10 protein-coding genes are annotated in these 11705 nt (G+C 72.4%); 5 read left to right on the forward strand and 5 right to left on the reverse strand.

From position 1 onward, the window contains the following. Positions 1 to 63 precede the first annotated feature (63 nt). Together AB0E14_RS03710 and AB0E14_RS03715 are read right to left on the reverse strand one after the other, a co-directional pair. Complete coding sequence (locus AB0E14_RS03710; protein ID WP_362411369.1) at positions 64 to 396, reverse strand: hypothetical protein; 333 nt, start codon at positions 394 to 396, stop codon at positions 64 to 66. A gap of 302 nt (positions 397 to 698) precedes the next feature. Beyond that, on the reverse strand, positions 699 to 1121 hold the full coding sequence (locus AB0E14_RS03715; RefSeq protein WP_362411372.1) for a MarR family transcriptional regulator: 423 nt from the start codon (positions 1119 to 1121) through the stop codon (positions 699 to 701). A 176-nt stretch (positions 1122 to 1297) separates the two neighbouring features. Between AB0E14_RS03715 and eno the strand changes: the two genes are divergently transcribed. Continuing rightward, positions 1298 to 2623, forward strand: a complete 1326-nt coding sequence (eno, locus tag AB0E14_RS03720) for a phosphopyruvate hydratase (protein ID WP_362411375.1) — start codon at positions 1298 to 1300, stop codon at positions 2621 to 2623. Here the strand turns inward: eno and AB0E14_RS03725 are convergent. Both AB0E14_RS03725 and AB0E14_RS03730 read right to left on the reverse strand, forming a co-directional pair. Then, entirely contained in the window at positions 2609 to 2899 is a 291-nt protein-coding gene (locus tag AB0E14_RS03725) for a hypothetical protein (RefSeq protein ID WP_362411378.1), read from the reverse strand. The genes eno and AB0E14_RS03725 overlap by 15 nt on opposite strands. A gap of 105 nt (positions 2900 to 3004) precedes the next feature. Next, on the reverse strand, positions 3005 to 3838 hold the full coding sequence (locus AB0E14_RS03730) for a hypothetical protein (RefSeq protein ID WP_362411381.1): 834 nt from the start codon (positions 3836 to 3838) through the stop codon (positions 3005 to 3007). A 204-nt stretch (positions 3839 to 4042) separates the two neighbouring features. Between AB0E14_RS03730 and AB0E14_RS03735 the strand changes: the two genes are divergently transcribed. After that, a complete protein-coding gene (locus tag AB0E14_RS03735) occupies positions 4043 to 6958 on the forward strand; it encodes a hypothetical protein (RefSeq protein WP_362411384.1) in 2916 nt (971 codons plus the stop codon). Between the two features lie 26 nt (positions 6959 to 6984). On the opposite strand, the gene AB0E14_RS03740 is transcribed toward AB0E14_RS03735, so the two are convergent. Beyond that, positions 6985 to 7710: a PIG-L deacetylase family protein gene (locus AB0E14_RS03740; protein ID WP_362411387.1), complete on the reverse strand. Its 726-nt coding sequence runs from the start codon at positions 7708 to 7710 to the stop codon at positions 6985 to 6987. 130 nt (positions 7711 to 7840) lie between these two features. Here AB0E14_RS03740 and asnB point away from each other — a divergent pair, with 130 nt between their 5' ends. The 3 genes from asnB (at position 7841) to AB0E14_RS03755 (ending at position 11671) form a co-directional block, all read left to right on the forward strand. After that, a complete protein-coding gene (asnB, locus tag AB0E14_RS03745; protein ID WP_362411390.1) occupies positions 7841 to 9712 on the forward strand; it encodes an asparagine synthase (glutamine-hydrolyzing) in 1872 nt (623 codons plus the stop codon). Between the two features lie 151 nt (positions 9713 to 9863). After that, complete coding sequence (locus tag AB0E14_RS03750; protein WP_362411393.1) at positions 9864 to 10832, forward strand: PrpF domain-containing protein; 969 nt, start codon at positions 9864 to 9866, stop codon at positions 10830 to 10832. A gap of 92 nt (positions 10833 to 10924) precedes the next feature. Then, the gene (locus AB0E14_RS03755) at positions 10925 to 11671 is read left to right on the forward strand and encodes an SDR family oxidoreductase (RefSeq protein ID WP_362411396.1); all 747 of its coding nucleotides are present in this window, start codon (positions 10925 to 10927) and stop codon (positions 11669 to 11671) included. Positions 11672 to 11705: the final 34 nt, after the last annotated feature.

Genomic DNA, 11705 nt, shown 5'->3' on the forward strand with positions numbered 1-11705 from the left:
CGGGCGAGTAGACCTTCATCACCATAAAAGATGCCTCCTACCCGGCCCCTACCGGGACCGGGCTCAGAGGTGTCCACCACTCGGGGACAGGTCCCATCCGGCGAAGGCGAAGCCTTGGCCGACGGTGTTGCCGTTGATGTCGTGGCCGAACACGCCGCCGTTCTGCGTGGTGACGATGATGCGGTTGCCCATGGTGACCACGAAGCGGTCGATGGGCCCGTTGAAGGCGACCTTGGATCCGCCGAAGGCGAAGCCGGGGCCTACCTTGCTGCCGTTGATGTCGTGGCCGAACACGCCACCGCTCTGCGTGGTGACGATGATGCGGTTGCCCATCGTGACGACGAAGCGGTCGATGGGTCCGTTGAACGCGACAGGGAAGGGGGCGGAGACGGACATGATCCGTTTCCCTCCTGAGCGGTCTGCTGGAAAAAGCGACCGACGCCTGAAGCTGCCCTGGCTCCCGACTGCTCCGCCGGAATCACGGGCGCGACACGGGACGGGTGAGGGGCCGTTCCGCAAAGGGTCGCGCCGTTCCGGCTCGGGCGCCGCCAGTCGGGGCCTGCCCGCGCCGGACGCTGTACGCCGACGCGCCCCGAGCAGCCTGTGTTCCTGGCATGAACTGCGGGACTCCCGCTTCTTTCCACGTTACGTCGCCGCCGCCCACTCGGCACGTCCTGCGGACCGGGACGCCGGCGGCGCTAGCGGGTCGCGAGGCGGTCGAGCAGGGCGGCGGTACGGGCCAGCAACGCCTGCTCCTCGGGCGTGAGTTCGGACTCGATGGCCTGGGCGAGCCAGCCGGCCCTGCGGCCGCGTTCCGCCTCGAGCGCGGCCCGGCCCGCGTCCGACAGCTCGACCAGCGACTTGCGGCCGTCCGTCGGGTGCGCACGACGGGTGACGAGGTGCTGCTCCATCAGGAGCCCGACCGCCCGGGCCATCGACTGGGGGCGTACGCGCTGGTCGGCGGCGAGGTCGCTGGTGGTCATGGCGCCGTTGCGGTCCAGGGCGCCGAGCACGGCGGCCTGGCCGAGGGGGATGCGGTCCTCGTCCTTGACGCGTCGGGTGAGCTTGCCCATGGCGGTGCGCAGTTCGGCGGCGATGGCGGCGGCTTCCGGGGTGGGCATAGGGCACCCTACCCCGCTGACCTGCGCAAGCCCGGCAGCCGAGCTGTGCAGCCGAGCTGTACAGCCAAACTGTGCAGTTAAACTGCACAGCATTGCTGTAGGGTTTGTTCTGTCGGGGCCGGCGCCAGCGCTGTCGCAGCCAGGGCCCCGGCATTCGACAACGGGAAGGAACTCCCATGTCCACGCAGGCAGTCGGAGCCGTCGACGCCGTCATCGAGGCCGTCACCGCCCGCCGGATCATCGACAGCCGGGGCAACCCCACGGTCGAGGTCGACGTCGTCCTGACGGACGGCTCCCTGGGCCGCGCGGCCGTCCCCTCGGGCGCCTCCACCGGTGCCCGGGAGGCCCTGGAGCTGCGCGACGGGGACCCCGCGCGCTGGCACGGCAAGGGCGTCGACCGCGCGGTGGCCCACGTCAACGGGGAGATCGCGGCGGCCGTGCGCGGCCGGGACGCCGCCGACCAGGCGGGGCTCGACGCCGCGCTGATCGCCCTCGACGGCACCGCCACGAAGTCCCGGCTCGGCGCCAACGCGGTCCTCGGCGTCTCCCTCGCCACCGCCAAGGCCGCCGCGGCCGCCCACCGCAGGCCCCTCTACCGCTACCTCGGCGGGGCCGAGGCCCACCTCCTGCCGCTGCCGATGATGAACATCGTCAACGGCGGTGCCCACGCGGACAATCCACTGGACTTCCAGGAGTTCATGATCGCCCCGGTGGGCGCCGACACCTTCGCCGAGGCCGTCCGCATGGGCAGCGAGGTCTTCCACACCCTGCGCCGTGACCTGCTGGCCGCCGGCCACTCCACGGGCGTCGGCGACGAGGGCGGCTTCGCACCCGCCCTGCGTACCGCCGAGGAGGCGCTCGACTTCGTGACCGCCGCCATCGAGCGCACCGGCTACCGGCCCGGCGCGGACATCGCGCTGATCATGGACCCGGCGTCCTCGGAGTTCTTCCGCGACGGGGTGTACGACTACGCGGGCGAGGGGGTGCGCCGTACACCCGCCGAGAACGTCGAGTACCTGGCCAAGCTCATCGACGCGTATCCGATCGTCTCCATCGAGGACCCGATGGCGGAGGACGACCTGGACGGCTGGCGCGAGCTGACCGCCCGCGTCGGCGACCGCTGCCAGCTCACCGGCGACGACGTGTTCTGCACCGACGAGACGCTGCTGCGCGAGGGCATCCGTACCGGCGTCGGCAACTCGATCCTGGTGAAGGTCAATCAGATCGGCACCCTGACCGAGGCGCTCGGCGCGGTGGCCACCGCCCACGCGGCGGGCTGGACCGCCGTGATGTCGCACCGCTCGGGCGAGACCGAGGACACCACCATCGCGGACCTGGCGGTGGCGACCGGCTGCGGCCAGATCAAGACCGGCTCGCTCTCCCGCTCCGACCGCACCGCGAAGTACAACCAGCTCATCCGGATCGAGGAGGAACTGGGCGCCGCGGCGCGCTACGCGGGCCGCTCGGCGCTGCGTCGCGAGGCGCCCTCAGCGGCGCGCTGACCGCGCCGTCATGGCGGTGGCGAGGCCGACGGCCGCGACGAGGGCCCCCGCCGCCATGACGCCGCCCCGGGAGCGCCAGGACATGACCGACCAGCAGGACCGGGCGGACAGCAGCGATCCGGAGCTGAGCCAGGAGCCGACCGAGGCCACGGACGCGGCCGAGCCGATGGAGCCGACGGAGAGCACCGAGCCGACGGAGCCGATCGAGAGCACGGACCCCACCGAGCCGATGGAGAGCACGGAGTCCCGGGACCAGAGGGAGAGCGCGGCAGTCATGCTCCGATCGTAGGCGCGAACCGGGCGGGAGGCGTCTCGTGGCGGCCGAGCCTGGCCTGCTTCAGCGGCTGCGCCGTCCCGCTTCAGCGGCTGAGGCGGCTCGTTTCAGCGGCCGAGCGCGACCCGCAGCGTTATCCCGTGATGGGTGCGCAGCCGCCGTACCTCCCAGACCGACAGCGCCGTCACCGACAGCGGCCCGCCGACCATGAACGTGTACAGCACCTCCGGCGGGGCGGCGAGATCGGGGCCGTTGAAGAGCTGGAAGGCGAAGAGCGCCCAGACGAGCAGCGGCGCGAGCAGCGCCGGCAGCAGCTGGTGCACGTCGGAGGCGCGGAAGCAGGTGGCGACGCAGCCGTAGGCGACGACGACCGTGTACGGGATCGAGAGGATCAGCACGGCGAACGCCACGAGCGCGCCGATGACCAGGACCAGGAACGACAGGATCGAGGAGATCCACCCGGGGCCGGTGATCGAGTCGAAGAAGCCCTTCAGGTCCTCACCGTTGATCGTCTCGCCCTTCAGGGTCAGGAAGGACACCCAGAGCGTGAAGGGGCCGAGGGCGAGCGCGAGGGCCGCGAGGATCGGGGTGTGCAGGCGTGCCGCGAAGTGGCGCCGCCGGTCCCGGGTGCTCGCGGCGAGGAACACCGCTATGCCGATGACCGTTCCGGCCAGCAGGACCGCGCAGGAGAGCCCCAGTTCGAGGAGCTTGCCGAGCACGTACTCCTGCCCGCCGTCGCTCAGGGGGTAGGCGACGAACAGCCCGACGGCTGCGACGAGACCGAGCACCGTCCGCGCGAGCTGGATCCGGCTCATCAGCCCGTCGTCGACGCGCGCCAGGCCGAACTGGTCGCCGGAGTACCCCGCCGAGCCCGTGAGGAACGCCCGCAGCGCGCCGCCGACCGTCCGTCGACCGCCCGATATCTCCCGCGACCCGCTCACGTGACATCCCCCCGCGGTTCCGTGTCTCCCCGAAAAACAACAGCCAGCACCCTACCCGCCCGCCGTCACCGCGCCGCGCCGCGTCCGAACGGGTCGGGTCGGCCGGGGCCTGGCGTGTCGGGGCCAGGCGAGGAAGTCGTCTCGTGAATATGTGTTTGTCATATTTCGAACTTGATGTCCGGTCAGCCCCCAGGAGGCCGCCGCATGTCGCCAAGAATCCGTCGGTGCGTCGGCTCCCTCGTCGCCCTCCTGCTGATGCTGGCGGGAGTGACGGCCCTCGGGGTGACCCCGGCCCAGGCCGCGACCGAGGAGATCACCGTCAGTCTGTACCGCGTCGTCGAACTGTCCTGCGACGAAGGACCCGGCGAGGCGTGCGGGAACGACTACTACCCGAAGTTCGAGATCGACCACCAGGGCCTGTACGACGGCAAGGACGACTACTGCTGCGCCCACGGCGGCGACATCCGGACCAACTGGGTGCACAAGAAGACCGTGGACGCGTCGCGCGGTCCCGTCGACATCCACATCGAGCTGTGGGACCAGGACGACGGCAGCGGCGACGACATCATCAACTGGGTCCGGGGCGAGGACGACCTGGACCTGAAGTTCGACCTGAACACCTGCGTCTTCACCGGCGGCGGTCTGACCACCCGGCAGGGCGCCGGAGTCCCGACCCTCGCGGGGGAGAGCGAGACGAGCGGCGAGGACTCCGCCCGCGGGTACTTCTCCATCACCACGCCCTCCTGTCTCGCCCGGACCGGCCAGAACGACATGGACGGCGACAGCATCACGGACGCCTGGGAGACCCCTGGCCGAGGGTTCGACCACAACGGCGACGGCCGGGTCGACCTCCCGCTCGGCGACGCTCCGTACGGCGCGCTCCCCTACCGCAAGGACCTGTTCGTCGAGGCCGACCACATGGCTGGTGACCGGCCGCAGCCGGGCGCCCTCGGCGACGTGGTCGAGGCGTTCGCGAACGCGCCCGTCGACCCGTATCCCGACCCGGGCAACCCCGCGCGGACGCTGTACCGGGGGATCAACCTCCACGCGATGGAGGACGAAGCCGTGCCGACGGTGGCGGGCATCCTGTTCGAGACCAACGGCCCCGGCACCCAGGACGACTTCAACGACCTGAAGAACGGGAACCCGGTCGTCCAGCGGCCCGGCGCCTGCTCCGGGCACTTCGGGACGGCGGCCGACCGGGCCGCCCCGAACTGCGTGGACATCCTCAACGCCAAGCGGCTGCTGTTCCGCTACATGATCTTCGGCGACGGCTACGCCGAGAACCCCGGCTCGTCCGGCATCGCCGAGTGGACCGGCGACGGGCCCGAGGGCGGCAACGACTTCATGGTGACGCTCGGCGACTGGAGCGCCAACGGCATCAGGAACGCGGGCGGTCGGCGCAACGCCGAGGCGGGCACGTTCATGCACGAACTCGGGCACGTGCTGAGCCTGGGCCACGGTGGCGACGACACCACCAACTGCAAGCCCAACTACCTCAGCGTGATGAACTACAACCTCCAGTTCGCCAACAAGGACCGGTCGAGGCCCCTGGACTACACCAGCGTGGCCCGGGGCACCGCCCTCGGCCTCACCCCGGGAACCCGACTCGACGAGTCCGGCCTCGACGAGAACACCGGCGTCCGCGGGACCCCCGCGCCCGCTCGCAACACCGTCTACGGCGTCAACGGCAAGTTCCGGGTCGCCCCCGCCACGAACGGCCCCCTCGACTGGAACGGAACCGGTGGCGACAGGGAGACCGGGGTCGCCGCCGACATCAACCACATCTCGCCCTCCTGCCCCGACACCAGCCCCGGCGAGCTCCTGGACGGCTTCGACGACTGGGCGCACATCCAGTACAACCCCCGGCGCAACGTCCACTTCTTCGGGGACGGCGACCGCGGGGCGCTGCCGGAGGAGCTGACCCTGACGCAGGTCCTGGCCATGTCGCAGCAGGCCGACCTGAAGATCGCCAAGTCGCCCGACCGGACGGAAGCGGTCGGCGGGGACACCATCACCTACACCACGACCGTCACCGACCTGGGCCCCGGCACCGCCACCGCCGTCCACGTCACCGACACGCTGCCCGACGGCACCACCCAGCGGCGGGCGCTGCCCGACCTGGCCAATGGCGCGAGCGCCACCGTCACGCCGGCCTTCACCTACCGCGTGCCCTGCGACACCAAGGACGGCACGGTCCTCGCCAACCGCGTCACCGTCACCGGGACCGACACCGAAGGTGTGCCCGACCCGTACACCGACGACAACACCGCGCGGGCCACGACCACCGTGCGCGCCCCCGTGCTGACCGTGGACAAGGCGGGCCCCGCGAAGGCGGCGGCCGGTGAGGCGATCACGTACACCGTCACGTACGAGAACACCGGCAGCGCAGCCGCGTCCGGGGTGACCGTGACCGACACGCTGCCGGCCGGTCTCCACTACAGCCCGGAGCTCGACGGCGGCACCGGGCCGAGGCCGAGCGCGGTCGTGGTCAACGCCGACGGCTCCCGCACGCTCGTCTGGAACGTGGGTGATCTGCCCGGCCGTTCCGGTGCCCAGAAGATCGTCTTCAGCGCCCGGTCCTCGCTCCTCGCCCTCTCGGGCACGGCCTACACGGACACGGTGTCCGTCAGCTACGGGAACGCCGGCGGGTCCTGCGCCTTCAGCCCGGTCACGGCCTCCGCCCGGACCACGGTCACGGTCGAGCCGCCGACCCGGAACCCGTTGCCGTACGAGTTCTGGCAGGCCCACCCGACGATGTGGACCGCCGAACTGCTCGCGCGGATCCAGGCCACCGACCAGCGCTACGACGCCGACCGGGACGGCGCCCTGTCGGTCGCCGAGATCCGGGCGGTGTTCGCGGAGGACATGCCGCGTGGGAGCGAGCTGAGGAAGCAGCTCCTGGCCACCTACCTCAACCTGGCCGGACGGCGGATCAACGCCGGCACGGTCATCAGCCCGAAGCCGGCCCACGACCCGGTGCTCGGCACCGTACGGGCCGCGGCCCTCTACGCGCAGGAGACCCTGGCGCTGCCGGCGGACGCGACGGACCCGCCACGCCACCGGAACATCGTCCACGTCCTGCTCGGCATCAACACCAACGTGATCGAGGTGTACTGAGGCCCCAAGGGCTCTTGTTGGCGTCCTCAGTCGATGTGGACGATCTGGAAGGCCTCCGCCATCCGGCCCGGCGGCAGGCCTCCCGCCCTCGCGTGCTCGCCGAGCCAGGTGCGCAGCAGGCCGGCCAGGTCGTCGAAGTGGGCGGTCTGCGAGGTGTGCAGGCGCAGGGCCTCCACCTTGCGGTCGAAGACCGTGGTGACGTCCACGTACTGATTGGGCGTCGGGCCCGTCATCAGCCACAGTTCGTGGACGGTCCACGGCTCCAGGCCCTCCTCCTTGAGGAGGGAGGGGTGCGCGAAGGGGTTGCGGGCCTCGGGGTAGAGCGCGCGGAGGCCGGCGTCGCCGACCGCGCGGTGGTCGGGGTGGAGGTCGGCCGCGCGGGCCCAGTTGATCTCGGGGGAGGGGATGATCGCCCGCTGCGGGCGGACCTCGCGGATGATCCGGCACAGGTCGCGGCGGAGCTCCACGCTCGGCTCCACGAAGCTGTCGGGGTAGCCGAGGAAGCGGACGTCCGCGACACCGCTGAGTTTCGCGGAGTGGAGCTGCTCGGCGCGGCGCAGGTCCGCCATCGCCTGGCGCGGGAGCCGTGGGTCGTAACCGCCCGCGTCGCCGTCCGTGACGATGCAGTACGTGACGCGGGTGCCGCGCTCGATCCACCGCATGACCGTGCCGCTGACGCAGAACTCGATGTCGTCCGGGTGCGCGGCGACCACCAGCAGGGACTCGGGGGGTGTGCGGTTGAAGTCCTCCATGGGGCCAGCGTGTTGGCGGGGACGGGGGCGTCGCAAGGCCAGATCGTGGCGTGAACTGGACATGGCACTTACGCGCCATTCAAAAACTTGGTACGTTCAAATAAGTGTTCAGGTCAGTGGTGTGACAGGGATGCAAGGACGCAACGACGCAAGGACGCAACGACGCAAGGACGCGGAGGCGACCGTCATGTGCAGGATCTTCGGCAACCTCGCCCCCGGCGCGGGGGCGCCCCGTGCCGCCCGGCCCGACGCGGCCGAACTCGCCGCCGTCTCCGCACGCCAGCGGCACGGCGGCCCCGACGAGCACCAGGTGCTCAGCGGCGCCGGCTGGTCGCTCGGCTGCGACCGGCTCGCGGTCACCGAGCCCTGCGGCGGACAGCAGCCGTACCGCCTCGCGCACCTGCCCGGCATCCTCGCCGTCCTCAACGGCGAGATCTACAACCACACCGAGCTGCGGCTGCACCTCGCCGCCCGGGGCCACCGCTTCCCCGACCGCTGCGACGGCACGGTGCTGCCCGCGCTCTACGCCGAGTACGGCACCGCGTTCGCCGAGCACCTGGAGGGCATGTTCGCCGTCGCCGTCCTCGACCTCAGGCCCGGCCGGACCCAACTCGTCCTCGCCGTCGACGACATGGGCATGAAGCCGGTGCACTGGCACCACGACCCGGCGGACGGCTCCACCCGGTTCGCCTCCGAGATCCCGGCCCTGCTCGCCTTCGAGGGCGTGACGATCTCCCCGCGCGAGGACTCCCTCGACACGGTCCTCGCCACCCGCACCTCCTTCTCCTCCCGCACGGCCCTCGACGGCATCGAGGTCCTCGCCCCCGGCGCCACCGCCGTCGTCCGGCCCGGCTGCCGCCCGCTCGTACGGCGCCGGACCCCGCACCCGGGCTCCACGACGGCGGAGCCCCGCACCCAGGACGTGCTGCGGCACGAGGTCCGCAGGCTCGCCGAGTCCGAGCTGCCGGTCTGCGCGATCACGAGCGGCGGCCTCGACTCGGGGCTCGTCACGGCCCTCGCCGCCGAGTACGCCCGGGAGAGCGACGCGCCGCCGCTCCACACCTTCCACCTCGGCTACCGCGGCCGCTGGCCCGACTCGGAGGCCGTCCACGCCCGCTCCGTCGCCCGCCGGGCGCGTACGGTCCACCACGAAGTCGCCGTCGATCCGGACGAGTTCGGCTCCCTCCTGACCCGTACGGTCCGCCATCTCGGGCAGCCCAACGCCGACCCGATCGCCCTCTCCACGTACGCCCTCTTCCGCGCCGTACGGGAGGCCGGCTTCACGGTCGCGCTCACCGGGGACGGAGCGGACGAGCTGTTCGGCGGGTACGCGCGGATGCGGGCGGCGCTCGACGCCCCCGAGGGCGCGTGGGTCGCGGCCTACGTCGACTCCCTCTCCGCCGCGCCCCGGCTGCTGCGCGAACACCTCTACACGCCCGCGTACCGCGCCTACATCGCCGAACAGGGCTCCGCCGCCGACCGGATCGAGCAGGAGCTGCGGGCCTGCGGGCCCGACCGGGCCGCGGCACTGACCGCCTTCGAGACGCGCTGGCGGCTGCCCGCGTACCACCTGCGCCGTGTCGACCACCTGTCGATGGCCTGGGCGGTGGAGACCCGGCTGCCGTTCTGCCAGCCGGCGGTCGTCGCGCACGCGCGCGCACTGCCCCCGGCGGCGCTGCGCGGCAAGCGGGCGCTGTACGAGGCGGGGCGCGAGCTCCTGCCGCCTTCCGTGCTCGCCCGGCCCAAGCAGCCCTTCACGCTCCCCGTCGCGGCGATGCTGACCCCGGGCAGCCCGCTCCTGGAGACCGTCCGCGAACTCCTCTCGCCGGCCCGGCTCGTCCTCGGCGGGAAGCTCCGCGCCGACCGTGTGCGCGGACTCCTCACCCGCCAGCTGGAACGCCCCAACCAGCGGGACGCCCAGGCGCTGTGGGCCCTCGCCGTCCACGAGCTGTGGACGGACGTCGTGCAGGGCATGCGGATCCCGGTGGGCTGCGTGGCGTGAACGGTGCGCTCCGGGCAGGCGGTTCCGCCACGTACGGCGTCGAGGGCGGGGCCACGTGCGGCGTCGAGGGCGTTGCCACGTACGGCGTCGAGGGTGGCGTCACGTACGGCGTCGAGGGCGTTGTCACGTACGGCGTCGAGGGCGGGGGCACGTGCGGCGTCGAGCGCGTTGCCACGGCCGTCGCCGGGCGTGGCGTCACCGGCGGTGTCGAGGTCGCCGTCGTGCGCGCCGAGGACGCGCCGGGGCCGACGCTCGTCGTCGAGGTGGCGGGCTGCCGCCGGGCGCGCTGGCGGCGGCCCCGGAGCTGGCCGCGCTGCGGGCGGCCCTCGCCCGCACGCCCTACGCGCGGCTGAACAAGATCGCGCTGTACGGCCCGTCGGCCAACCCGGGCGCCGACCTCGACTACCGCTTCGTCCAGGCGCTGCCGGGCGGCGCCTTCGACTTCCGTACCGGGTGCGGCCACTCCCTGCTCGCCTGCGTGGTGGCCGCCGCCCGCCCCGGCCCCGTCACGGTCCGCGCCCTGACCACCGGCGACCTGGTCCGCTGCACACCCGAGGGCGCCCCGGGCCGGGGGACCGGCGCGCACACCCTCCGCTTTCTCCGCGCCCCCACCGCCCCCGGCACCCTCCCCACGGGCCGCCCGGTCGACGTCCTGCGCGGCCTGCCCGTGACCGTCGTCCGGTACGGGAACCCGTACGTCTTCGTGGCCGGCCGGCACCTAGGCGTCCCGACCGAGCGGGCGCTCCTGCGGGCCGGGGACGACGTCCGGCGCGCCCTGCTCGCGCTGCGCGCCGACGCCGCCCGGCTCCTCGGGCTCGACGAGCGCTCCGCCCTGCCGAAGGCCGCCGCGTTCACCGCGCACCCGGCCGGGATCGCGGTCCGCGCGCTCACCGTCGGCGGCTGGCACCCGCGCCTCGCGCTCACCGGCGCCGCCGCCCTCGCGGCCGCCGGTGCGCTGCCCGGGACCGTCGTGCCCGGCCTCGCCGGACGGCCCGTGCGAACTCCCGGCGGGCGGACCGTCAGCGTCCGTGCGGGCGCCGACCACATCGCCGTACGGCACAAGCGCGCCACCGTGCTCGACCGGTTCGCACTGCCGTGGCGTATCCACGCAACGGCGTGAACGCGCACCCCTCTCACCGGGCCTCCGCCGACTTTCCTCTGCCACGCTGAATGACGACCGGAAAACGGTATTCATGGGGAGAGCGGACCAGAATGAAATTCGAGAATCTGCGTGTCGTCGTGACCGGAGCGTCCCGCTATTTCGGCCGCGCCCTCGCCGTCGGATTCGCCCATCTCGGCGCCGAGGTCTATGTGTCGGCCCGAACCGTCGAAGCCGCCGAGCGCACCCGTACGGACGTCATGGGCTCCGCCCGCGACCGCATCCACGCCTTCGGCTGCGACCTGAGCCGGCCCGCCGACATCCGCGCCTTCGCCGCCCAGGTCGGCGAGCGCACCGACCGTGTCGACCTGCTCGTCAACAACGGCGCCCGCTGGCTCGACGCCATGGACCTGGAGGCGGCCGGAGACGAGGAGATCGTCGAGACGATCGAGTCGACGGCGGGCGGCACGGTCCTGATGGTCAAGCACTTCCTGCTGCTGCTGCGCGGCTCGCACCGGCCCGACATCGTCAACATGGTGGCCGTCCGCGACGCCGAGGGACCCTCCGCCGCCACCGGCGGCGCCCACGAGGCGTTCTGGGCGGCGAAGAGCGCCCAGGCGGGATTCGCCGACATCCTCGCGCGCCGCCTGCGGCCCTCCGGAGTCCGGGTCTTCTCCCTCTATCCGCCCGACTTCTCCACCTCGGACCCGAGGTTCGCGGAATGGGAGGGCGTGAATTCCGCGGACGGCACTGGCCCCGACGAGAAGCTCACCACCCAGGCCCTTTTCGAATGCGTCGTCTACGCCGTCGAACAGCCCCGCGACTGTTTCATCCGCTCCTTCCATTTCGAGCCCCGCTGAGTGCACCCGAGTTCACCGCACCACCGCGTCAAGG

It is taken from the genome of Streptomyces sp. NPDC047981 (assembly GCF_040653315.1).
GTDB lineage: Bacteria > Actinomycetota > Actinomycetes > Streptomycetales > Streptomycetaceae > Streptomyces.